This window comes from Marinilabilia salmonicolor JCM 21150 (assembly GCF_000259075.1).
GTDB classification, from domain to species: domain Bacteria; phylum Bacteroidota; class Bacteroidia; order Bacteroidales; family Marinilabiliaceae; genus Marinilabilia; species Marinilabilia salmonicolor.
This window is the reverse complement of the sequence record NZ_AJKI01000014.1, coordinates 1-25405: the sequence shown is the minus strand read 5'-3', so window position 1 is coordinate 25405 and position 25405 is coordinate 1. Positions and strand designations below refer to the sequence as shown.

16 protein-coding genes are annotated in these 25405 nt (G+C 42.2%); 7 read left to right on the top strand and 9 right to left on the bottom strand.

Features of this window, described 5'->3' with window-relative positions; genetic code table 11:
• The first annotated feature begins 222 nt into the window (after nucleotides 1–222).
• A complete protein-coding gene (locus W7W_RS0109350; protein ID WP_010663521.1) occupies nucleotides 223–390 on the top strand; it encodes a DUF362 domain-containing protein in 168 nt (55 codons plus the stop codon).
• Between the two features lie 56 nt (nucleotides 391–446).
• Here W7W_RS0109350 and W7W_RS0109345 read toward each other — a convergent pair whose 3' ends face one another.
• Complete coding sequence (locus W7W_RS0109345) at nucleotides 447–1817, bottom strand: 5-formyltetrahydrofolate cyclo-ligase (RefSeq protein ID WP_010663520.1); 1371 nt, start codon at nucleotides 1815–1817, stop codon at nucleotides 447–449.
• 15 nt (nucleotides 1818–1832) lie between these two features.
• On the bottom strand, nucleotides 1833–2837 hold the full coding sequence (gldB, locus tag W7W_RS0109340; RefSeq protein ID WP_010663519.1) for a gliding motility lipoprotein GldB: 1005 nt from the start codon (nucleotides 2835–2837) through the stop codon (nucleotides 1833–1835).
• Nucleotides 2838–2982: 145 nt separating this feature from the next.
• On the opposite strand from gldB, the gene W7W_RS0109335 reads away from it, so the two are divergent.
• Together W7W_RS0109335 and W7W_RS0109325 are read left to right on the top strand one after the other, a co-directional pair.
• Nucleotides 2983–3621, top strand: coding sequence for a porin family protein (locus W7W_RS0109335; protein ID WP_010663518.1), 639 nt, complete (start codon nucleotides 2983–2985; stop codon nucleotides 3619–3621).
• A gap of 590 nt (nucleotides 3622–4211) precedes the next feature.
• A complete protein-coding gene (locus W7W_RS0109325; protein WP_010663516.1) occupies nucleotides 4212–5861 on the top strand; it encodes an NAD+ synthase in 1650 nt (549 codons plus the stop codon).
• Between the two features lie 259 nt (nucleotides 5862–6120).
• Here W7W_RS0109325 and ispE read toward each other — a convergent pair whose 3' ends face one another.
• Nucleotides 6121–6960 carry a 4-(cytidine 5'-diphospho)-2-C-methyl-D-erythritol kinase gene (ispE, locus tag W7W_RS0109320; protein WP_010663515.1) on the bottom strand — a complete coding sequence of 280 codons (840 nt, stop codon included), beginning with the start codon at nucleotides 6958–6960 and terminating at the stop codon, nucleotides 6121–6123.
• Between the two features lie 148 nt (nucleotides 6961–7108).
• Between ispE and W7W_RS0109315 the strand changes: the two genes are divergently transcribed.
• Nucleotides 7109–8638, top strand: a complete 1530-nt coding sequence (locus W7W_RS0109315; protein WP_234408530.1) for a beta-N-acetylhexosaminidase — start codon at nucleotides 7109–7111, stop codon at nucleotides 8636–8638.
• A gap of 170 nt (nucleotides 8639–8808) precedes the next feature.
• Here the strand turns inward: W7W_RS0109315 and W7W_RS0109310 are convergent, their stop codons facing one another.
• From W7W_RS0109310 to W7W_RS0109290, 5 genes are all read right to left on the bottom strand, one after another.
• Nucleotides 8809–10605 (bottom strand): glycoside hydrolase family 31 protein, encoded by a 1797-nt coding sequence (locus W7W_RS0109310; protein ID WP_010663513.1) that lies wholly within the window; start codon nucleotides 10603–10605, stop codon nucleotides 8809–8811.
• Nucleotides 10606–10697: 92 nt separating this feature from the next.
• On the bottom strand, nucleotides 10698–12479 hold the full coding sequence (locus tag W7W_RS0109305; protein ID WP_010663512.1) for a glycoside hydrolase family 31 protein: 1782 nt from the start codon (nucleotides 12477–12479) through the stop codon (nucleotides 10698–10700).
• Nucleotides 12480–12511: 32 nt separating this feature from the next.
• Nucleotides 12512–13306: a glycoside hydrolase family 16 protein gene (locus W7W_RS0109300; RefSeq protein WP_010663511.1), complete on the bottom strand. Its 795-nt coding sequence runs from the start codon at nucleotides 13304–13306 to the stop codon at nucleotides 12512–12514.
• A 31-nt stretch (nucleotides 13307–13337) separates the two neighbouring features.
• On the bottom strand, nucleotides 13338–14966 hold the full coding sequence (locus tag W7W_RS0109295; protein ID WP_010663510.1) for an SGNH/GDSL hydrolase family protein: 1629 nt from the start codon (nucleotides 14964–14966) through the stop codon (nucleotides 13338–13340).
• A gap of 164 nt (nucleotides 14967–15130) precedes the next feature.
• The gene (locus tag W7W_RS0109290; RefSeq protein WP_010663509.1) at nucleotides 15131–18034 is read right to left on the bottom strand and encodes a triple tyrosine motif-containing protein; all 2904 of its coding nucleotides are present in this window, start codon (nucleotides 18032–18034) and stop codon (nucleotides 15131–15133) included.
• Between the two features lie 352 nt (nucleotides 18035–18386).
• Between W7W_RS0109290 and W7W_RS0109285 the strand changes: the two genes are divergently transcribed.
• From W7W_RS0109285 to W7W_RS0109275, 3 genes are all read left to right on the top strand, one after another.
• A complete protein-coding gene (locus W7W_RS0109285) occupies nucleotides 18387–21419 on the top strand; it encodes a SusC/RagA family TonB-linked outer membrane protein (protein ID WP_081485167.1) in 3033 nt (1010 codons plus the stop codon).
• Nucleotides 21420–21463: 44 nt separating this feature from the next.
• A complete protein-coding gene (locus W7W_RS0109280) occupies nucleotides 21464–23062 on the top strand; it encodes a RagB/SusD family nutrient uptake outer membrane protein (RefSeq protein ID WP_010663507.1) in 1599 nt (532 codons plus the stop codon).
• 140 nt (nucleotides 23063–23202) lie between these two features.
• A complete protein-coding gene (locus tag W7W_RS0109275) occupies nucleotides 23203–23727 on the top strand; it encodes a GNAT family N-acetyltransferase (protein ID WP_010663506.1) in 525 nt (174 codons plus the stop codon).
• A 294-nt stretch (nucleotides 23728–24021) separates the two neighbouring features.
• Here W7W_RS0109275 and W7W_RS21965 read toward each other — a convergent pair.
• Nucleotides 24022–25405 (bottom strand): fasciclin domain-containing protein (locus W7W_RS21965; protein WP_010663505.1); only part of this gene is annotated, 1384 nt, incomplete at its 5' end.

The window sequence follows — 25405 nt, the reverse complement described above, 5'->3', positions numbered from 1 at the left end:
TTGATTGTGAGGTTTTTGAGGTGTGAGGTTAAAGAGGATATTTTAAACCTTGAAGACTCATAGGGATTGGAGGGTATTTGTTATTCAGCCAAGGAGTTAAGGGAGTATATTATTTAAAACATGTACAAATAACCTTATTTAGACAGGTTTCTTTTTTTTTAAAGGAAAAAAGCAGATAATTTTGTTTCTGAAAAATCATCTAATCATTAAAAAGAAAGAAAAATGGCATACGTAATTAACGACGATTGTATTGCTTGCGGTACCTGCATTGATGAGTGTCCTGTTGATGCTATCTCTGAAGGTGAGATCTATAAAATTGATCCCGAGTTGTGTACCGATTGTGGTTCTTGTGCTGATGTTTGCCCCACGGAGGCCATTCATCCTGCATAAGGTTTTATAAAGGATAAGAAAAGCCTGTTCGCAAAGAAGTGAACAGGCTTTTTTAGTTAGTGGGTTTTATGGGCTGCGATTACTTTATCTAAAGGTATGTCGTGCGTGTCAAAAGGAACTCTGGCAACCATCTGAAACGGAAATGCAACTCCGGTTTTTGTGGCATTTTCCAGAAAGGGGAGTGTCCGGTCGTAATAGCCGCCTCCCCTACCAAGTCTGTGTCCGTTGCGGGTAAATGCCAGTCCCGGAATGACGGCCAAGTCGATGGAAGTAAAGTCCGAAAAAACAGGGCCTGTTGGTTCCTGAATTCCAAAGGAGTTTCCTTGTTCCAATGATTCAATGCCGGTGAATTCACGAAGTTCCAGGAAATCTCCTACTACGCGGGGCAGGATAAATCTTTTTTCTTTTCTGTATTTTTCTATTAATTCGTGTGTCGGCACTTCATCTGGAAGCGACCAGTAAATAAATATGGTTTTTGCTTCTTTGAATTCTTTTGTGTCTTCCAGTTGTGCCATTGCATCCTGGCCGATGGTTTTGAGTTGATCTTCGTTGTATTGTTTTTTTCTTTTCTGAATTTTCTTCCTCAGGATTTTCTTTTCTCTTTTCATGGTTTCATGGTCTTCATTGACTTCAATTGAGTAAAAGTCAGTTCGTCTGTCATCAAAAGCATCATTCAGGAGAGTCATTTGTTTGTTTTCTGCCAATTCCGGATTTATGTCAGCAGTCAGAACTTCTTCATTTCTATGGTCGCCACGAAGAAGGTACTCGCCATTGGGATTTACCAATACTGATTGTCCCGTAAAGGTGAGGTCTCTTTCTGTTCCCACTCTGTTTGCGGTGGCAATAAAGATCCGGTTGGTCAGTGCATATCCGGGAATGGCCGATTGACAGAACGGAAGCACCAGGTTGGATGGATGACAAATGATTTGTGCTCCTTTGAGCGCCAGGACACGCCAAAGTTCCGGAAACATCCAATCGAAGCAAATTAAAATTCCGACCAAGCCAAAGGGTGTTTCGAAAATGGGTAATCCCGTGTTTCCCGGTTCAAAAAATAATTTCTCCCTGTTGAAGAGGTGCATCTTGCGGTAAATACCTTCCAGTCCATCAGGGCTTATCAATACTGCGCTGTTGTACAGTTTGTTGTTCTCCCGTTCATTAATTCCGGAAACAAACCATGTGTTGAGTTCTTTCGCTTTTTGAATAAGAAAATCTATAAAAAGACTGTCGCTGATTGATTCCGAAGAATTAAATGCTTCCTCTTTGGATTTGAAATTATAACCTGAGGATGCCAGTTCCGGCAATACAAGAATGTCGGCATCCTGAACTGTCTCAAATAACCGGTCAATTTTCTTTATGTTGGCTTTTATATCCCCGGGAACGGGATCGAATTGGAGAATTCCAATCTTTACTGTTGATTTCACTTCCATATGGTCATGATTTAATCACGGACGATATCCGGCTTTGGCAAGTATTCGGTGAGGGTCGGTTTGTGACATCATGTCACGAAAAGATGCTTCAGGGTGTTCTTCAAGCCAGGATTTCATGAGCTGGTATCCAAGAAAACGGCCTGTTCTGCCGGGTGATTCCTGTCCAAAGAAACTTGTGAAAGGCCCTTCACCAACATATTTCCTGATCAACATGGGATCAGTGGAGAAGAGGTGTTTTTGCTCAACAATGGTGGACCACATAAAAGCCTCGTTTTTTCTGCTCCAGTTCATTTCTCTGGTGGTATAACCAAACAGCAGGGTGTCCGGAATTTCCGGAATGGTACGTTTAACAAAGTGCAGCATTTTGCCATGGTAAATCATCTGGCTGATAAGATCATCGATGGAGTCGTTGTAGGCATATTCTGTCATTGCCAGTGCTTTCATAACGTCGGGAACCACCATTTCCGGTATCATCCGGTTGCGTAGATATTGCTGAGTGCCCAGCCATTCATAAAACTGGCAATTACTGCCGAGGTATTTTTCCACGCTTACAGATATCCAGCCTGAATCTACCACCATAGATTCGTTGAATCCTGAAATATGCAGATAGACATCCGGGACTTCGCGCTCGGGATAATAGTATTGGTAATACTGAAAGGCTTTTGACAAATCATCTTTGAGTGATTTTTTATCTGAGAATACTTTACGACAGGTGTCAACAACCTCCTTATTTGGAGGATAGGCCAGGAATCGGGACATGTTTTGAGCAAAATCTTTTGAGTCAGGATTTCCCACATTTATTACACCCTCACTGTATGCTTCCAGGTATTTTCCGTATTTCTCTTTGAGTGCTGATGTGTTCTCTGCTACACTATCGGGGTGAATAGAGAAGAGATCTTCATAAAACGGAATCAATTCAAAATTCACCTGAATGTGTGAAACATCAGGGGCCGGGGAGAGGTTGCTACAACCGGCTGAAAATATGAGTGCTGAAAAAAACAGAAACTGTAAAATCTTCATGCGAAATTGCTCTTTACGGTAAAAGTGGGTGATTTGACTTATCTTTACGGTTGATTATTGGAATAATAGTTGCTAAGATATTAATTTTAACGTGAATTGTTGTACAGAGTTCAATTTCTGTTTTACCCGATAAAAGAAAAATCTTATGAAGAAAATAGTTTTTAGTCTGGGACTTATTCTGATCCTGCTGAGTTCGGTAAAAGGGCAGGATGCCAATACTATTCGGTTATCATTTGTTGTGGAACCTCAGTTTTCGTGGCTTCGACCCGATGTGGATGGAGCAGAGTCAAGAGGTAGTCGGGGTGGCTATAATTTCGGAATAGTTTTGGACCGTTTTTTTGCAGATAATTATGCCTTTTCCACCGGTCTGACTATCAACACTACCGGGGGTAAGCTGAAATATTCAGATGTTGAAAATGCCGATATTCCCGAGCCGGCACTGGGCGATAAAGACTATAAGTTGCGCTACCTGGAGATCCCTTTAGGGTTGAAACTTCGCTCCAATGATTTCAGAAGGTTTAATATTTATGGTCGTTTTGGGTTAAGTCCTCAAATAAACATAGAAGCAAAAGATGATAACGATAATAATATCAATGAGCAGGTTCGGTTATTCGATTTGGGTTACCATCTTGGCGGGGGAGTGGAATATTCCATCGGGGGCTCCAATGCGTTTATGTTTGGACTGACCTATCATAATGGGTTTCTTGATATTACCGACGAACCTTATTTTGATGATAAAACTACCCTTGGCAGACTGGTATTTGAAATCGGGTTTATTTTTTGATCCGTTTTAAGGAATTCCTTCCCCTCTCATTATTGGTCGCGATGCCACCAAATAATGAGAGGGTGGAGTTGTCCCCGGGCTATTGCTCTCAGGTCTTAACCCTGTTTGCATTTTAGCTGTTATATGGATAAAGCGAGCTAAGATAAAATCAACAAGTAGGGGCTGCTGAAAAACGCACAAGTCGATGATTAGCAGTTTGTCACAATAATTAAAATCAATTAAGTTGCAAGGTTTTTGACGCAACATAGAAATAACCTTGCACTTGAAAACAGAAAAATTGCTGGTCAAAAGAACAAAATTTACTTCACCGACAAAATCTCGAAGTATTCCAATACATCTTCGATTTGTCGGCATGCAAATTATGTCCTTTTGACTTTTTTAGCGGGCCCTGATTAGTGCCTGTCTATAAACTAAGCAAATTCTGTTTTTAGGCTTGTGTCTGTACAGAAAGTGCCAGTTACAAGGCTTGCGAAGTCCGAAAATACGGAGTTTACTTTTCGTAAATGAGTAATTTTCGGACAAGCGTAACGCAGTAAATGGTACTTTATGGACAGACACTAATTACACATCTATTTTAAAAATTGAATAATATGAAACTGGCGCTGGTACAGTTAAATTATCACATTGGGAATTACGAAGAGAACAGTAACAAAATAATTGCGCACATTGAGGAAGCTAAAGAGCGGGGCATTGATATGGTGGCCTTTTCAGAACTTGCTGTTTGTGGATACCCTCCGCTGGATCTGCTGACCCGGCAGGAGTTTGTTGAAGGAGCCATTGCAGCCATTCACGGTATAGCCAGACACTGTCAGGGAATTGCTGCGGTGGTGGGAGGTCCGAGTATCAACCCACAGGCTCGTGGTAAACAATTGCACAATTCTGCTTATTTCCTGGCCGACGGAGTTGTAAAAGAGACCATTCACAAGACTTTGTTGCCCAATTACGATGTTTTTGATGAGTATCGTTATTTTCAGGCCAATCAGGATTTTAGGGTGGTAAATTATAAGGGTAAACGGATAGCATTGACTATTTGTGAGGATTTATGGGATGATCAACCTGTTTCGGCTGCTTTTGCACGAAATAATCTTTATACGCTTTCTCCGATGCAGAAGCTTGCAGCCCTGAAACCCGATTTCATGGTGAATATTGCGGCATCTCCATTTTCTTATCATCAGGAAAATGTTCGAAAGCAGGTGGTTTGCAAAAAAGCAGCCGAGTACCGTGTCCCGGTGGCCTATGTCAATCAGATTGGGGCCAATACTGAACTGATATTTGACGGTGGCTCCATGATGGTCAACAGTGAAGGAAACATCACGCACAGAATTCCCACTTTCAAGGAAGGTGTTGTGGATGTGGAAACCGATAGCATTGATGATGTAGCTTCGGATAATCTGTTTGAGACCGATCCGATAAAATTGATTCATGACGGGATTATTTTGGGGATTCGTGACTATTTTCAAAAATCCGGATTGAAAAAAGCGGTTATTGGTCTTTCGGGGGGAATTGATTCAGCAGTGACGGCAGCACTGGCCGTAAAAGCACTAGGTTCTGAAAATGTCCATGGTATTTTGTTGCCCTCTCAGTATAGTTCCGGCCACAGTGTGAGCGACGCAAAAGATTTGGCCTCCAATTTGGGAATAGGTACGCACACCGTAGCTATCAAGGATGTTTACCAAAGTGTGGAGAATGCTATGGGGCCTGTTTTTGATGAGCGTGAGGCTGATGTTACCGAAGAGAATATTCAGGCCCGAATCAGGGGATTGTTGCTGATGGCCTATTCCAATAAGTTTGGGCATATTCTGCTCAATACCTCAAATAAGAGTGAGGCTGCGGTGGGCTATGGTACCTTATATGGTGACATGAACGGTGGCCTCAGTGTGCTTGGAGATGTTTACAAAACTGATGTATTCAAACTGGCAAGATATCTCAATAAAGAAGGGGAGATGGTTCCTGAAAATACCATTGTAAAGCCCCCTTCGGCTGAGTTGCGGCCCGACCAGAAAGATTCAGATTCTCTTCCTGATTACGATGTGCTGGATAAAGTGTTGTTCCGATATATTGAGTTGAATCGTTCTCCCCAAAGCATTGTTGAAGAAGGTTTTGATGAGGAAGTGGTGCGTAAGGCTGTTCGATTGGTCAATTTCAATGAATACAAGCGTTTTCAGACTGCCCCGGTTCTCCGGGTTTCCGGGAAGGCCTTTGGCGTGGGACGCCGTATGCCGCTGGTAGCGAAGTATTGAGGAGAGAAGGAGAAGGTTGAGGTTTAGGCTGAGGCTGAGATTACCGTTGAGATGGGAGACTTTCCTGCTGTTGTTCGGGGTTTTGCCCATTTTTAAACAATACTTTTGGCTTGGTGCCGGATTTTTCTGAATAATCTCAACTGAATTATTTCTACAAACCGGATTCCCGGGTCTGTTGGCTTAATTGGTAAATATCTTCTCATACTTCTCCTCATTCCTAACCTTAATCTCAGCCTAAGTTTATTTCTTAACCTCAGCCTTAACCTTTCCTCTCTTCATTCTGTCTCATCTCTCCTGTCCATACTTTGTAATCCTCTGACCATTCAATTGCAGGCTTTGCTTCAAACAATCCGAACATTGCCGATCCACTGCCCGACATGGCTGCATACACGGCTCCTTGGTCGTACAAACGTTTTTTTATTTCCATCAGTTTAGGATGATTTTGAAAGGCATTTTGTTCAAAATCATTGATGAGGTTTTGCGGCCAGCCACCTGTTTCCATCTTCAGGATCTCTTTCAAAGATTTTTCCGGTTGTTTGGGTGTAATATTTTTGTAGGCTGCAGGGGTGGAAAGGTGGATGGGGGGAATCACCAGCATGATCCACAAATCCTTTAAGGTTACCTCTGTCCGGCTGAATTCATTGCCAACACCTTCGGCAAAAACCGGATGATTACGCACAAAAAAAGCACAATCGGCCCCCAGGGTAGCAGCTTTTTCTTCCAGTTGGTCACTTCGGAGTTTCAGATGAAACTGGTCGTTCAGCAATCGAAGCATGAATGCTGCATCAGAGGAGCCTCCTCCCAGTCCGGCGCCCGAAGGAATGTTTTTGTGCAAATGGATTTTCAGTGGAGGGATAAAAAAATCTTTCCGAATTAGCTTCAGCGCTTTCATTACCAGGTTGTCGTCAGCGGCAGCATCGGTGGGGATTCCCGAGGTTGTAAGAATATCATTTTTGCTCTCATTGTTTGCCAGAACTTCCAGTATGTCGTTGAAACCTTGAACCGGGACAAATACCGTTTCGATATTGTGAAAACCGTCTGTACGTTTTTCTGTTACATAGAGCCCCAGATTTATTTTTGCATTGGGAAAAACCACCATAATATCTTATTTTTAGCCTGATTTGTATTCAGACCGTAAAAATAGAAAAATGATTATGGATTTAAGAAATTCTGTATTGACAACCTTCTTGTTGGGTGTGCTTATGTTGACAACAAGTTCCTGCAAGGAAACTTACCCCCCTACTGATATGACAAGAAATAGTATTATTCCTAAGCCTCAATCGGTGGTGGCAACCAATCAGACTTTTGTGGTTGATGAAGGGCTCTCCATTCGTGTAGAAGAGGGACATGAAGCGTTTAAAAAAGAGGCACTTCGATTGGCCGGAATACTTAAAAATGCGACAGGAGTTGGTTTCGAAGTAGAAGAGGGAGACAAAGCTGCCTGGTTTGGCAATACCATTTTGATTAATCAGTCAAAGGCAGATCAGAATTTGCCTCCTTCGGGATATGAGTTGGATATAAAGGAGAATTTGCTGACTCTTACTGCTTCGTCATCAGAAGGTTTGTTTTACGGAATTCAAACCCTCAGACAATTGCTCACGGCTCAGGTGGAACAGGCAGGTGGACTTCAGTTACCTGTGTTGATTCCTACTGGAACAATCCGGGATTGGCCGCAATATGAATACAGGGGAATGATGCTGGATGTGGCCCGCCATTTTTTTGATGTGCCTACCGTAAAACGGGTTATTGATTATCTTGCACTCTACAAAATGAATACCCTGCACCTTCATCTGTCTGACGATCAGGGCTGGCGCATTGAGATTGAGTCGTGGCCTAACCTGACAACTCATGGTGGCAGCACAGAAGTTGGTGGTGGTGAAGGAGGTTTCTTTACCAAGGAAGATTACAAGGAAATTGTAGCGTATGCAGGAGATAAGCATATTACTATTGTACCTGAGATTGATATGCCGGGACATACCAATGCAGCCCTGGCTTCATATCCTGAATTGAATTGTGATGGGAAAGCTACAGAGTTATATGCCGGAACGAAAGTAGGTTTCAGTACTTTATGTACCGATAAGGAAGTCGTATATGAGTTTGTGGATGATGTGATTCGTGAAATATCAGAAATTACTCCCGGCCCATATTTTCATATTGGCGGAGATGAATCTCATTCAACGGAGCAGGAGGATTATGAATATTTTATGAATCGGGCACGTGAAATTGTAAAATCTCACGGAAAAACGATGATTGGCTGGGTTGAAGTGGCTCATGCCGGCATTGATGAGACAGATATTGTTCAATTTTGGGCAAAAGAAAAAAATGCTCTACAAGGAGCAAAAAAGGGAGCCAAGTTAATAATGTCGCCATCCAAACATGCTTATCTGGATATTAAATATAATGAGGATAGCCCGTTAGGACTCACATGGGCAGGACTTACAGAAGTGGATGATGCGTACAACTGGGATCCTGTTACACTAGTCGAGGGAATTGAAAAAGTGGATGTTTTGGGAGTAGAAGCTCCTTTATGGGCTGAAACCATTGAAACACTCGATGATATTGAATATCTGATGTTCCCGCGGATTCTCGGGATTGCAGAGATCGGCTGGACGGTACGCGAAGACAGGAGATGGGATGAGTACAGAGTCCGTCTTGGTCAACACCGGGATCGTATGAAAGCCATGGGCATTGATTTTTATGAATCTCCTCTGGTTCCATGGCAAGAAGAAGCGAGCTTCTTTATGGATATTGAAATGACGGATGAGGGGGGAGAGTGAATTTATGAACATTTATCTAAAAACCCGGGAGCAATAGTATCTCGGGTCTTTTTTTGCAAAAGGTGAAAAGATAGGATTTAATCGATCCGGTGATGAGGGAGAATATGATAAAGAAACAGGAAGAATATCAACTGATTTCCTCCTGTTTCTTTTTGTGTGTGAAAGGGGGCTTAGTAATTAATTACCACCTGTGTCTCTTCGTACTTGCTGTTGCTAAATTCTGATGAAACTATTGTTTCACCATTTTTAGAAAATGATATTTTTTCTCCGTTGATGAGCATCTCTCCCAATGGCTCCGGATGGTGGATGTGAAAAATCCAGGTACGTTGTTCCTGCATATTATCGTAGTATCCCAATAACGGATCGATTGTCAGGATAGCCTGGTTTCCTTTAGTTTTCAGGTGCATTTCCGTTTTGGCATAAATACCTTCCATGTAGTCGTTACTGATACCGTCATCTTCAATTAATGTGAAGGTTCCGTCAGCCCCCGGATAGAGATGTATATGTAATTTATCATTGGATCCTGTTTCTATGGAAGAGGCGTATTCACGCATGGGGATAATAGCTCCCTGTTTTACAAATACAGGAATCTGGCTCGTCGGGGCATACGTTTCTACTGTACGTCCCCCTTTTATTTGTTCGCCGCTCCAAAAGTTTGTCCAGGTACCTTGTGGAAGGAAAACCTCGCGGGATATTTCTTCCTGTTTGTAAACAGGTGCAATCAGTAGTTGACCACCGAACATGTATTGATAAATGTGGTTGGGAAATTTACCAATGATGTGTTGGCATTCCAGACGCATTCTTTTTGCATAGGAATAGATGTAAGGGAATAATTTCATTCGAAGATGAGCATATTTCCTAAAAAGACTGTCTGCTTTTTCTGAATAATTATAGGGCATATTGGCCGTTGGATTCTCCGGCTGAGTGAAAACTTCAGTGATGGGACTGAATATTGCAAACTGCATCCAGCGATGATACAACTCTTCATCCAGCTCGTCAGTGATTCCCATATCGAATCCCCCCAAATCCTGTGTCATAAAAGGAACCTCACTATGGCGGCTATCAGGATCAGTGAACATGGCTATATTTTCCTTGAACGCTACTCTGGGAACCCACGAATGAAAATCTTTGGTTGGTTCTTCCACGGTCCAGTCCATCCTGGTGTCATCGGTCCATTTGGCCGGATAGCGCTTGTATTCCTCACTGTCCATTCCTCCGGTGTGGGCGAGAATAAATCCACGGCCTTCTGTTTCATGTCCCAGTTCCTGGGTGATTTCAAACATGGTGCGGGTGACCGGAATGGCAGAAGTCCTGTCCAGCTTGATGAAATCAGCCCCTTCATCCATCAATGGTTTCATCCGTTTTTTGAAATAGGCTGCGGCCTCCGGGTTTTCGAAGTCGATATTTCCGGTGGGCGTTCCTTGTTGATCGTTTTCTCCTTCGATGTGCATGGCTGTGCTAGTGCTCTTGTTGTGCCATGGATTGGTATTGTTGTAGATGTTTCTGAAGAAACCTCTTTCTTTGAAGTCTTCAAAAGCTTCTTCGTTTCCGGTTTTCTGGATACAATCCCAAACCCAGAAACCGCCTTTAATATTGTGTTTTTCCATGAAGCTCCACATGGCTTCTCTGTCAGGATATGCAGTGGTGTCGGCCACAAAGTCGATGTATTTATGGGGGCCCATTCCCTGATCGTCGTAGCTCCAAAACCAGGAATCTATCCAGTAGGCATCAATGGGATAATCATGTTCTCTGATTTTTTTTATTCGTTCGATGGTCTCTTCCTGGTTGGTGTAGCCTCCGTAAAGTACCCCAAAGGACCAGGCTGGAGGAATGATGATGTTGCTGTCCAGATTGGCCGGTGCCGGATGCCTAAAAGTTCTGTCTGGCCCTCCGCCCGTGGAAGAGCATCCCCAGTTCAGGAGGATGCTCATGACGAACAGAAGACTTGTATAAATGATTCTTTTCATTGTTTTGCTTTTAAATTATTAAACATACGGAATTGATTTCCGGGGTGTTTCTTTTTGGTTGATGATGAAAAGTATCCCGGGTTAAATCATCCTTAATGTTTAATTTGTATTTTGTTTAGTTTGTTTACATCGCTGTTGAAAGAGAAAATGTTCTTTGTAAGGTTGGTGCCTGAACTTTTCTCTCCGTTGAGTGAGATGGATTTTATTGTTGAGGATGTATGGATGTTGATATTCCATGTTCTCTTTTCCGGCATTCCCTTGTAAGAACCTTGTACCGGTTGTATGGTCAATACAGAGGAGGTGCTGTCGCTTTCGAGCATCAATTCTGTTTTTGCGTAAATACCTTCCAGATAATCATTGCTGGTGCCATCATCTTCAATGAGAGAAAATGAGGAGTTGCTTCCTGGAAATATATGCAGGTCAATGGTTTTGTTGTTTCCTGCTTCTATAGAAGGAGCATATTTGCGGGAAGGTACTATCGCACCTTCTTTAATAAAAACCGGAATCTCCTCCAGGGGGGCATCTACGGTATGCGATTGGTTCCCCTGGTATTTTGTTCCTGATTGAAAATGAATCCAGTTTCCGGCAGGGAGTTTTATTTCCCTGGTAGTTGCTCCTTGGGTGAAAATAGGGGCAACAATCATCTCTTTGCCAAAGGTGTATTCGTGGATGGATTCGGGAAGCTTTTGTATCATATTCTTGCCTGTCAGCCTGGTTTGATGGGCATAAGAATAGATGTAGGGAAATAGTTGCATTCTCAGGTGGGCGTAGTTTCTGAAAAGGGTGTCTGCTCGTTCCGAGTATTTATATGGTAAGTTAGATGTGGGGTTTTCGGGTTGTGTAAAGAGTTCGGTGATGGGGGTGAATATAGCGAATTGCATCCATCGGATAAACAGTTCCTCACTTACCTCAACTTTTTTCCCCATTTGAAACCCACCCATGTCCATTGTCAGGAAGGGAATGGCACTTTTGTGGTTATCCGGGTCAGTATAGGCTTCAATGTTTTCCTTCAGGGCGTGTTTGGGTACCCAGGAAAAGAATTCTTTGGTAGGCTTATCCAGACTCCAATCTCCACGGCTGTCGCCTGTCCATTTGGTAGGGTAACGTTTAAATTCTTCCGAATCAGTCCCATGTGAGGAATGCGACATGATAAAGCCTCTGCCTTCAGTCTCTTTGCCTAATTCCTGCGTGGCTTCAAACATTGCTTTGCAGACAGAAATTTCGGCAGTGCGATCCAGTTTGATGAAATCAGCACCTTCATCAAAAAAATGTTTGATTTGTTGTTTGAAATAGGCCACAGCTTCAGGGTTCTTAAAGTCAATGTTTCCTGTGGGAGTTTGCGGGGTGGAATCATCTCCTTCTTGGTACATATCAGTGGTGGTATTTGAATTGTGCCAGGATCCTGTGTTGATGTGTATGTCACTGAAATATCCCTTTGACTTAAAATCCTCAAAGGCTTCTTCATTGCCTGTTTTTTGGATGCAATCCCAAATCCAGAACCCGCCTTTGATATTGTTGTCTTCCATGAACGACCAAAGGGCTACTCGGTCGGGATAAGAGATGGTATCAGCCACAAAATCAATGTACTTGTCAGGGCCGCTGCCATGATTTTCATAATCCCAAAACCAGGAGTCAATAAAGTATCCGTCAATGGGATAGTCGTGTGCCTGGATTTCCTGGATGCGTTCGATGGTCTCTTCCTGATTGGTGTATCCTCCGTAAAGAACTCCGAAAGCCCATGATGGCGGAAGTATGACATTTTCATCCATGGTCTCGGGATCAGGATGCTTGAAGGTGGCTTCTTCTTTGGCTGGTGTGCAAGCTATAAAAAGAGAAAAGTAAATTGCCAATGATATTTTGAGTATTTGTTTCATGGTGATGCGTATTTATTAAGATGAATAGATCTCTAATTGTTTTTTTTGTAATAGCGTATATAATCTATGTAGTAACGATGCGGGAATAGGCTGTCATCAATTCCCTGTTTTCCACCCCAGTTTCCTCCAATTGCCAGGTTGATAATCAGAAACTGAGGTTTGTTAAAGGGCCATTCTTCAACTTTGTCGGAAGGTTTTTCAAAAGTGAAATACTTCTCGTTATCCACAAAGAAATCAATCTTGTCCTTATGCCATTCCATTGCATAAATATGAAATTGGTCATACGGCTTTTTGACTTTTATGCTGTCTCCTTTGTTGGTGCCAGCCATGTGATTGAATGCAGTGGTGTGAATATTGGCATGTACTACCTCCTGATCATAGCCTACATATTCCATGATGTCCAGCTCGCCACAGCCCGGCCAACCTGCATCTTTGATGTTTGTTCCCAACATCCAGAAAGCGGGCCATGTACCACGACCCTTTGGCATTTTTAGGCGCGCTTCAATCCTTCCATACAGAAATTCTTTTTTCCCGCTGGTACGCAGACTTGCTGAAACATAGTCTGCTCCTTCTCGCTTTTCTTTATGGGCCTCAATGATGAGATGGCCGTTTTCCACACGGCTGTATTTGAGGTTTTCTTTTTCGTAAAACTGTTTTTCTCTGTTTTTGTAAGGAGGACCGTATTCATACATCCATTTTGTGGAGTCGGGCAATCCTTTGTAATTGAATTCATCGGCCCATGCCAACTCCCACTCATTGTTATTAGTGCATGAGGAGAACATCAGAACAGATGTGATTAGAATGATAAGATAAACTGGAGTCTTCATTTTGTGTGTGGTTTATTTGATTTTTATTCTTTTATTTCGTCTTGAAATCAATATCCTTTTTCAGAACAGCCTTACGAATCATGACAGCAATATCGAACTGCGCCTTTTCTGTTAGGTGCACGCCGTCCTTGGTAATGTCATTGTTTTGAGATTTTAACATGGGGAAATTATTAAGAAAAGTTATCTGGTGTTTTTTTGCCAGTTTTTCGAATGATTTATTGTTTTTCTTTAATCGTTGATTGCCTCCTCCGTATTTTTCCTTATCGTATTTATCTTTATTCATAGGAGGAGCTGAAAGGAGAATAATTTCCGGGATGTTCTTTTGTGCTGAAGAAAAGTTTGATTTGATTTTCTTTATCAGTAAAGACATGTTTTTCGGTACCTCATTTTGACGTTTGGCGAATACCTGTTTGGCGTCGTTGGTTCCCAGTTCTATGATTATAAAATCAGGAGATTGTTGCTTTAATGAATCCAGTGTTTCAGTTATGAAATGATCAATGTTTTTGAGTGTGTTCAGTTCTGATCGGTTCAGATTATCAAAACCGATGGTATTACCTGCAACGGACTTATTAATGATCTTGCTGTAAGGCAATAGTTTAGACAGCTGCTGCGGCCATCCATCCTCAGCAGCTCCATTTGAATCCCCTATGGTCAGAATATTATATCTTTCCTTTCTAATCGATCCGTAAACAGGCATTAAGGATAATGCCTGGGGAACAATCATTTCATGTCCTCCTTCAAAGATAGTTAGTCCTATTTCCGGAGCTTGTCTGCTGAGATGAATCTTTCTTTTTCCTAAGAAGGATTCAGGTTCGTCCTGATTCATGCGTTTTGTAATCAGGGACAAACTGAGGCTGTCGCTGATTATCAGATTTTTATATTGCGGGGCTGTTTGCGACAGTATTTTGTTAAAAAAATGGATGGAATGGCTGATTGGAACAGAACCTGTGTATCCATCGTGTATCCCTGCAAATATCTGAAGAGATGCTCCTTTGCGAAGATTTTTGTTGAAATCCATGTAGAGTGGCGATCGCTTTCGGGCTTCTGTTTTATTCAGTATCTCATTAGAACTGGTGATGTTTTTGATGTCAGATGAATATTTCAGGTCTCGACCTAAACTCTCCCAGTACCATGCTTCCACATCGGAAATGGGAACCCAAGCATTAAAGCTTTTGATTTGACGATTGAGTGTCATATAAGCAGCCAATGTGGCATGTCCTCCTCCAGAAACACCTATTATGTGGATTTCTGAGATGTCCACATTCATGTTGCTTGTTGCATAATCAATGGCATCTTCAATGTCCTGAAGAGCCAAACGACTGGCACATGACTGAGGTGTGTTGTTTGGACCTCTGAAGTCTGGGTGTATATAATTCCAGTCACGCAAAATGATTTCCTGGGCCAGCGGATCTTTCTGGTTGAAATTGCCACTCCAGGTGTGTAGCGAAACAATTAATGGTTGGGGACTCTTTTTTGTTGAATTAAATATCCGGGCATTCTGAAATTGTCCGTCAGCAGATGATTGGATCTGAACTATTTCAAAGTTCAGTGGCCATTGCTTGTTGTTGGTATTGTCCCACGCACTGTTTTGTGCAGTGGAAAGAAGCATGGAGACTAACCCGGCTGTTAAAATCAGAATGAATTTTATTTTTTTCCCCATTTTTGTGTCGTCTTGATTTGAGAAGTGTTTTGCAATTATACAATGGCAAACAAATCAAAGCAATTTTTAAGACACTTGGGTTTTACGCCTGGGTATTACGGGGGATACGTCAAAAACACGTCAGTGTATTAAGTTGGTGTCTGTGAGGGAATAAGTGTGGAGGGTTAGATGCTCATTATGACATCTGAGAGATTATCGTCTCTGTCCAGTTCCATCTTTTTTCGTAACCGATAACGACTTGTTTCCACTCCTCTCACGGAAAGATTCATTAACGTGGCTATTTCCTTGGTGGTTTTATTCATTTTCAGGAATATGCTCAAACGGATATCATTGGAGGTGAGTCCCGGAAATCTGGTGGTAAGTCGTTCCACAAATTCCTCGTGAACTGCATTCAGATTACTGTCAAAGACCTCCAGATCTTTGCTGCTTTCCAGTTCGATGTCAATGTTTCTAATCAGTTGTTTTATTTTACTATTTCTGGCAGCCAGATCCTTCTCACTTGACATTAGTTGTATTTCCTGTTTTATGTTTTGGAGTAATTCGTTTTTGTGGAGTACATTGATGGTGGAGTTAGACAACTCCCGTGCTTTGTATTTAAGGTCCTGTTGTAATTTTTCGTTTTCGAGGTGAGTTATGCGTTCCCTTGCAATGAGTCTTTCCTTTTGAAATTCCTGTTCCCGGAGTTTAAGTTCTTCCTTTTTTTGGAGCTCCATTTTGTTTCGCTCGCGGACTAGCTGCTTTTTCCTTAGAATATACATTGTTGCAAGACTCAATAACACAATTACAGTGTAAAAGATATAAGCCGCTACCGTACGGTAAAAAGGGGGTAGGACACTGAACTGAAAATGTGCTGGTTTTCCTACAAAACCATATAAGTCCCGGGCTTTTACTCTTAGGGTATAATCTCCTTCCCTAAGATTGGTGAAATTAATAATGGTGTTCTTTGAAAAATCGGACCAGGATGAATTGAACCCATCAAGAATATAACTGTATTCGACGGCCTCCGGATTTTCAAATGAGTTGGAGGTGAAAGAAAACTGCAGGGAATTTTCTGCATGCTTATAGGCGGGAATGATAATGATAGAGTTTTCTTTGTTGTCGATCCATCGTTCCGGGGCAGAATGGGTTTCTACGTCAGAGATATAAGCCTTGAATAACTCCTCCTTGTTGTTCGTTATTTTGGGAGTCCCGTTGTAATGAATAAACCCTTCTTCGTATGGAAAAAGAACATCTGTTTCGCTGAGTACTTTGATATATCCAAAGCCATGGGTGTAGCCTCTTTTGACTTTTTCGAAGAGTTTGAATGTACGTCTTACCTGGCCCAATACAGCTGAGTAATAACCAATTTCGTCGCGGGACGAATACCAGACTCTGTTGAAATCATCTTCCAGAATTTCATTAAGTGATGTATTTGGCTTAAAGATGTTATTGAAAAAATCAATGGGTACAAATTGATTGGTTGACTGGTCATACTCGAATATCCCTATATCGGTGGCAAAAACAGGTCTTTGGTAGGTTCCAAGTATTTTGATTCTTTCCGGGATTTTTCCTTCGTGAATAAGTTCATATTTCTTGATGTCAATTGCTTTTAATTCAGTTTTGTGTATTCTGAATCGGATGATCTCATTGATCCCGGATGTTCGCCAGATATTTCCGTAGGCATCCTCTATAAATTCCCGGGAATTACCAGGTACCTCCAGCTTCTTTACTACATCCAGTCCGCCATTGTTTGTTTGTTCCAGCAGAAAGAACCCTCGATATGTAGAAGCAAGGTGAAGATGGGGGATGCTTTGAAGGGTTTTTATAGTCCACACACCTTCCAGTGAATTAACTTTCTTTCCCATGTTGTTACTTATGAGAAATGTTCCATTGTGTTGCCCGCTGTAAAGGCGGTCGTTGATTTTGTTCAGGGACCAAACTTGTCCTGTGGTATTGGGAACCGGAGTAATTACATCTCCGATAGAGAGTTCTCCTTTTGAATCGTAAGTATCAGCCTTGAACAATCCCTGATTGGTCCCCAGATACAGGTTGTTATCAAACATTTCTGCAACGTAACCGGTTCCAATATCATCGGGTGAGTTGATTACCGAAAAAGGAGAATTGGTTTCCATATAGGCGATTCCCTTATCCATTCCTGCCCAAAGATTTCCCTTGTAATCTGTTGTAAGAGATAAGATTGTGTTGTTGGTCAGGCCGTTTTGCTTATTGATATGTTGAAGAATCTGTCCGGAATTGTTTATAATAAAAATCCCATCTTTAATTGTTCCAATAGCAGTCCGGTCTCTGGAAAGATTACATACCTCTTCAATACCTACCTTCTTTATGATTTCATTTACCGGAACATTAAAGCTGATTAATGTGTCTTTTTCCTGAATGAAAAGGCCATTTTCTCGGGTAAATACGAATAACCTTCCGTTGTTTAGCCTTTTAATCCCTCTTACGAATTTATTTTGTAATAGCTTACCTCCGGGGATAGGGGTGAAGTCTCCATCTGTTAAAGTGCCTATACCTTTTTCCTGAAGATGAACAAATAAGGTATCATTGATAAATTCTATGTGTTCTACGATGGAGCCATAGGACAGAGTGCGAACTGTGTTCCCCGTATATTGGAATACAGCTTTTCCGGCGCGCAGAAAATAGGAGTTGTTGTGCTCTTCTATTTGCCAGATTTCTCCAAAGTCTCTGTTCTCTTGTGAAATAAGTTCGGTTAATGACTTGTAATGGTGTACTCCGGGGATTTTATCTTTTACAAATAATCCCAATTCATAGTTTCCTCCTACCAGAATCGTATCTTCTGACAATGAATGGACACTTCGTAGAATGTGGCCGGATTCATTGGGAATGCTATGCCAGTGGTGGTCTCCGTATTCCAGGATTTCTCCTGCAACGAAGTACATCAGTCCGTTTTTTCCCTGAGCGATATCCCATATCTGGCGTCCTGCCTGGTATTGACGTGGTTGGTAATTGACAAGGAGAGGATGGTTGCCCTTAAAGTTTCCGGCAATGACGGAAATCGATAAAAGCAGAAAAATAAGGGTAAATATTGTTTTAAACTTTTTGTTGTTCATGAATATGTATTCTGGAATAGCAAAAAAAAAATAAGTGCAGACATAACTCCCTGGTGGTAATTTTGAAACCAAATATAAGGAATTTGTTCTTTTTAAGCTCTTTTAGGTTGACGTAATCAATATTTTCCCAGTTTTTTAAAATACAGTGTATCAGTGGGAAATGTGGCGTGACGTATTATTGAAGTGGTAAAAATAAAGTGTGGCGAAAGTTCAACGGGTGTTAATTCTTGTTAACAACAAGGAGAGACGGTAGTTTTGCTTGTACAATTTTAAAGCGGGAAAAATCTTATGGTTGATGATGAAAATATCCTGCAGTGATTATTAAGAAAACTTTTAATAAAAAGCGAAAGTTATGAAAAAAAGACCACACAACTTATTGCTCAGTCTGCATCGCTCAAGGTGCAGAGTTTCGATGAGTTTTAAAACTATCATTATGGTACTTGCCACAGGTATCATGTTTTGGAGTATTCCACAGAATGGCTTGGCCAATCTTCAGGGTGAAAGCATTACGATAAGTGGGATGATAACTGACAATCAGGGAGAACCGGTTCCGGGTGCATCTGTTGTAGTGAAAGATACATCTGATGGTACTGTTTCTGATATGGATGGAAGATATACGCTTTCAGGAGTGCCATCCGGGGGAACACTGGTTGTTTCCTTTATCGGAATGCGAACTCAGGAAATTCCGGTGAACGGGCAACGCAATATTAATATAACCATGGAAGAAGAAGAAATAGGACTTGATGAAGTGGTGGTTGTCGGTTACGGAGTTCAGCGGAAGAGTGATATTACCGGTGCAATTTCTTCAGTCAATGAAGAGCAGATGATGAAGATACCGACAACGGATATTGGTCAGATGTTGGTTGGGCGGGTTGCCGGTCTGGAGGTTATACCTGCCACCGGTCGTCCAGGTGAATTTTCTGATATTCGTATTCGTGGTACCCGTTCTCTTTCAGGAGGAAACAACCCGTTGTATGTGGTGGATGGAGTGCCGGTTGAGGACATTAATTTTATCAACCCTGCGGATATTGCTTCTATGGAGGTGTTGAAAGATGCCTCTTCTACTGCTATATATGGTGCACGTGCTGCCAATGGAGTGGTGCTGGTGACGACCAAAAGAGGAAAAGAAGGAAAAACGAATATCAGTGTATCTGCAACCCATACCACTCAGATGCTGAAGCGGAATTTTGACTTTTACACTCCTGAAGGATATGTGGCTTTGCAACGTGAGAAATATCGTCAGGAAGATGGTTCTTATCCTTCGGATGATGTGATATTTCCTACTTATGAGCTGGACAATCTTGCAAATCAGAATTATACCGACTGGGAGGAACTGGCCATTGACAATGCACGTTTGCAAAGATATGACGTAAGTATGACCACTGGTACAGAAAAGTCTCAGATGTTGCTGAGTTTTGGTTTTTTTGATCAGGACGGGATGATTAGTAATTCAGCTTATCAACAATTCAATACCCGGTTAAACGCGGATTACGAAATGTATGACAACCTTTCGGTGGGAGCAAATTTCTCCTATACGTATAGTGACAGAGATATTGAAGAGGAATTTATTGAGGGATACCTCGGTATGTCTCCGCTTTCCAGTCCTTACGATGAGAATGGAGAACTGGTTCAGGTTGTTGGAGATGGAGGACAAAACAATCCGCTTTGGAATAACAAAGAGTACTTTCACAATGAAAAACAGCACCAATACCTTGTCAATGTTTTTGCTGACTGGAAAATATTGCCAAATCTGACATACAGGCTTAATACCAGTTTAAATGGCAGGTTTGGAAGTAATGAGGTCTATCGTTCTTCTCTTCATCAGATAGGTTCCAACACCGATGGAACAGGGAATCTGTCAGAACCCCGAAGGATTGACATTTTGGTTGAAAATATATTGAAGTACAATCTTGAAACTGATCGCTTTGGGAAATTGGATCTAACCCTCTTGCAGAGTGCTAATCAGCTTAGGAATGAAACGCTGTCTGTGGGAGCCACCAATTTCCCTACGGATATGTTTGGTGCCAATGGTATTGGTGGAGCGCTGGAACCGGGACAACCTTCGATGAATATCAGCGACAGGAAGATCCAGTCTTTTATGGGACGTGCAAACTATAATCTTCAGGACAAATATATGTTGTCTTTCACTATGCGTGCTGATGGTTCATCTGTATTTGGAGAAAATAATAAATGGGCTTACTTGCCCTCTTTTGCTGCAGGGTGGCTTTTGCATCGCGAAGATTTCATGGCCGATCTGACCTGGCTCTCCAATGCCAAACTTCGTTTTAGCTACGGACAGGTGGGCAACCAGGCAGTCTCTCCTTATCGTACATTAGGGGTTGTTAATGAGTATTTCTATAAATTCGGGAATAATGATCCCAGTTATGCGGCCCTTCCATCAGGTGAACTATACAATCCCAATTTGAAATGGGAGGTTTCCGAATCACAGAACTTTGGTCTGGAGTTGGGGGTTTTTGAAAACCGCCTGACCTTGGATGCTGAGATGTATGTGACCAACACGAAGGATCTTATTGTAAACCGCAGTATTGACGCCTCGTTGGGATATACAAGAATGTACGATAACCTGGGAGAAGTTCGCAATAAGGGGTTTGAGTTGTCTGTCAATTATGATGTGTTGCGGAATCGGGAGTTCAATTGGAATGTGAACTTAAATTATTCTCAAAACCGCAATGAGATAATCAAAATCAATGGTGAGTTGGACGAAGAGGGAAATCCCATAGATGATGTCAATAATAATTGGTTTATAGGGGAACCTGTAAATGTTTATCACGACTACAAGTTTGATGGCATCTGGCAGGAAGATGATGATATTGCAAACTCCTATATGCCTGATGCAAAACCCGGAGATATCCGTGTTGCCGATATTGACGAAAATGGTGAGATTGATTCGGATGATAAAATTATCTATGAACGTGATCCTAAGTTTATAGCTTCATTTACCTCGGAGATGGAATTTAAAGGGTTTGATTTGAGCCTGGATTTCTTCTGGAGATATGGTGGCTACCGATACAACTCCAATTATGGAGGAGGCCTGGGAGGCGGATCATCTAATGCAATGGATGTGGGATACTGGACACCGGAGAATCCTTCGAATACAATGCCGCGTCCTCAGTTGTCGTATATCTATAATATTTCGACCATTCAATATCAGGATGCATCTTACTTCCGACTTCGCAATGCAACATTAGGTTATTCATTACCGCAAACAATCCTTGAAAGGGTTGGAATCAGTAACTTGAGGGTGTTTACCTCTCTTACAAACTTCTGGACGGTCACTGACTATTTGTCATACGGACCTGAGCATGGTGCCGGTTCTTATCCGGAGCCCAAGACTGTTCAATTTGGGGTAAACCTTAATTTCTAATAAATCCTGATCAGAAAACCAATTTATTATAAAAACGAAGAATTATGAGACCATCGAATATATTTGTGATACTCGGTCTTTTAGTTGGAAGTGTTTTTACCACTTCCTGCAGTGAAGACTGGCTTGAGGAAGAACATGAAACCAAACTGACCGTTGATGCCATCTACAATACCCCTGAAGGTCTTGCGAATGCATCAGTTGGCCTGTATTACCTGAACAGACAATTGTTGCGCGCAGGATTTAATAATGACAGTGAGATGTTTGCGGGTATCGTGCGCGGAACAGACATTGAGGCAAGTAGGGAAGGGCCTACCGGTTCAGCAGCTTATGCGTTTTATCGTCCGCAGGAGATTAATACCTACCGTTATCATCAACGTTATTGGGATCTTTATTACGGGATCATAGGTAAAGCCAATGAGATAATATATTATGGAGAACAACTGGAGTCAGATGCGCCGGCTGCTCAAAGAGCCATTGCAGAAGCAAAATATTTCCGCGCACAATCTTACCTTTTTCTTTACGAAAGGTTCGAGAATATTTTTCTCAATACCACGGCTGTAACTCCAGAAAATATCAATTCAGAGAGAAACTATAGTCCTGCATCCAAAGAAGATATCTTTGAGGTTATTACTTCTGATTTGGATGATGCGATTGCCGTCTTAGATGTTACTGATCGAGGGGAGCCAGGCCGGATTACCAAAGGGGCTGCCCGCCATGTCCGGTTACTTGCAGCCTTATGGATGGCAGACTGGGATGAGGCCATTGCCCAGGGAGAAGCTATGGCACAGTCAGGTGCATACGAACTTGTAGGCATTGATAATGTATTTGAAGGAACTGACTATAGTGAACACCCTGAAGCAATTGCTGTATGGTACTATCATGAAGGACTTGGCGGAGCTGATTATGCAGGACAGTGGGGGTATTCTGGTCATCGTTTGAAAGCACTTTTTGTTCCTGAATACCATCGCCGCAATGGATGGGTGTATGCTGAGGAGAATGGCGGACACGGCCGTGGGTGGTTGTTCCCCAATAATTACCTGTTGAGTTTATACGATCAGGAATCCGATGCACGTTACAATCAATTTTATCGTCATGAATATGTTTATACCAGTGAAGGTGCTGCTTCAGATGCAGGACTGGAAGTAGGGGATGTTATCCCCCAAAGTGGTCAGACGGTGGATGATTTTCGTTTTTTGCATGTTGGTCTGAAAAAATATGAGGATGTATCTACCTACTCGGTATGGGACAGTAAAGGTTTTTCAGATGTTATGCAGTATCGTTATGCACAAACATGTATCCATACTGCAGAGGCATACCTGATGGACGGAAATATGTCAAAAGCACTTGAATGGTATAACAAGACCTGGATGCGTGCAGGTAATCCTGAACGCGTTGATCCAATAACCATTGATGACATCCGGGATGAACATGCCCGGGAATTGGGACTGGAAGGACACCGCTGGGCATTTCTGAAGCGTATCGGACAATCGGAGTCGCAGATTTCTCAATTTGCAGGTGAAGCCCCCTATAATACTGAAGCCCGTGAAAACTGGGAACCACATCATGTTCGCTGGCCCATTCCTCAGGGACAGTTGGATATCTTTGGAGACAGTTATCCGCAAAACCCCGGTTATCCAAGATAAACCGCAGATTAATAACAACTCTGATTTTGGAAAGAGGTGGCTTGCTTGCAGGTCACCTCTTTTTTTCGCATTAAATTGAGAAAAGTGTTACTTTTATGAATAATCATGCATTTGTAATTTATTGAATTTAATGATATTCCATGAAAGGTAATACCCACCCAACAAATATTCGCCTGCGGCCCTTTCGGGAAGAGGATGCCCCAGTGCTGGCCCGGCTTCTAAACAATAAAAAGATCTGGAATAACATCCGGGATTTTGTTCCTCATCCATATTCAGAGCAGGATGCACGCGACTTTATTTTAATTTGCCGAAAAGAAGATTCTCAATATACCTTTGTGGTAGAGTATGAAGGACAGCTGGCAGGAGTTGTGGGGTTGGTGCCGCAAAAGGATGTGTATCGTATTTCGGCTGAGATTGGTTACTGGCTCGGAGAGCCTTTCTGGGGAAAGGGAATTATGACTGAAGCGGTGAAGCGTATGGTCGATTATGGCTTCAATCACCTGAACCTGATTCGAATATTCACGGGAGTCTTTGACTATAACAAGGGGTCTCAGCGCGTCCTTGAAAAAGCCGGGTTTCAGCTGGAATGTACATTTCGGAAAGCTCTGATAAAAAACGGGGTAGTTTGTGATGAATATCGATATAGTAGAATCAATGTCTTATGATCTAGTGTGATATTTATTAAATTGGTTTACTTGAATTTTATGTGATTTTTTTCTTTATGCAAGGCGGGGTTTGTTAAGCATAGCCTTAGCTATGGTTAAAAGCCCTAACGAAGCAGAAAGGAAAAAAGCGCCTGAAATTAGTGAATGAATTTAGTAATTGTCGCACTACTAGCCCTTATGGGGTCTGCATCTTGCAAAAAAAATAAGTGCATGCAGGCCTTGCTTTTGTTTTTTTGCAGCAAAAAAGGAGGTGAACGTTTCCATTCCCCTCCTTTTAGTTATAAATTTTTTCTTTTATTTGATGATTTTTAATTTGGATACATACCTGTTATCATCTGAGGTGATGATCACAAAATAAGCACCGCTGTCAAAACCGTTTAAGGTTTGATTAAAAGAGTGTTGTCCGGCAGGCAAAATTCCGAAATCTCTGGCAAATACTTTCTGGCCGAGAATGTTGAATATTTCCATATAGGTTGGTGATGCTTTGTCCGCTGAAAAAGCAATATTGAAATAAGAGGAAGAAGGATTAGGGAAAATTTTTATTCCTTCCATGTTTGCCTGCATATTTGAAGTATTGGTGTTGGTGCCGGGAATAAGAACGACATTTATGACATGTACCACTCCGTTATCTGACTCAATATCTGCCAGTGTGACCATAGCGTCATTAATATAAACATCGCCGCCGGAGAGTGTAACAACAACGTCCTCATCAAGCAGGGTTGTGATGTTTTGGCCGTCACTCAAACTGGTTGACATGGCAGTTCCTGCAACCACATGGTACAACAATACATCTGCGAGAGCGCCTGTTGGGTCACTGAGAAGATCACTGAGTACTCCATCTGGCAATGCATCAAATGCAGCGTCGGTTGGGGCGAATACAGTGAATGGTCCTTCACCTTGCAGGTCATCATCCAGCTGAGCTTCAATCAAGGCAGTTTCAAGAGTTGTATGATCAGCGCTGGCGGAAATAATGTCGAAGACGGTTATTACCGGAGGTGTCAGTACGGCATCAATCACATGCACAACTCCATTGTCGGCTTGAATATCTGCTACAGTAACCTGCGCACCGTTAATAAATACATCTCCGCCGGTGATTGTCACCTCAATGTCTTTACCCAGCATGGTGGTGATGACTTGTCCGTCGGAAAGACTGGTGGAAAGAGCTTCAGCAGCAACTACGTGATAAAGTAGAATATCGGTTAAATCTCCTGCGGGATCTGCCAATAAGTCATCAAGAACTCCTGCAGGTAACGCGTCAAAAGCTGCATCGGTAGGCGCAAACACAGTAAATGGTCCTGTCTGATTCAGAGGAATATCCAGTTCAGCGGCCTCCAGAGCTGTCTCCAGGGTTGTATGGTCCGGACTGTCGTTGATAACATCCACAACTGTGGTGGGAGGAATAAGTACAGCATCAATCACGTGTACCACTCCGTTATCGGTTTCAATATCTGCTACAGTAACCTGCGCACCGTTGATAAATACATCTCCGCCGGTGATTGTCACCTCAATGTCTTTACCCAGCATGGTGGTGATGACTTGTCCGTCGGAAAGACTTGTGGACAGAGCTTCAGCAGCAACTACGTGATAAAGTAGAATATCGGTTAAATCTCCTGTGGGATCTGCCAATAAGTCATCAAGAACTCCTGCAGGTAACGCGTCAAAAGCTGCATCGGTCGGC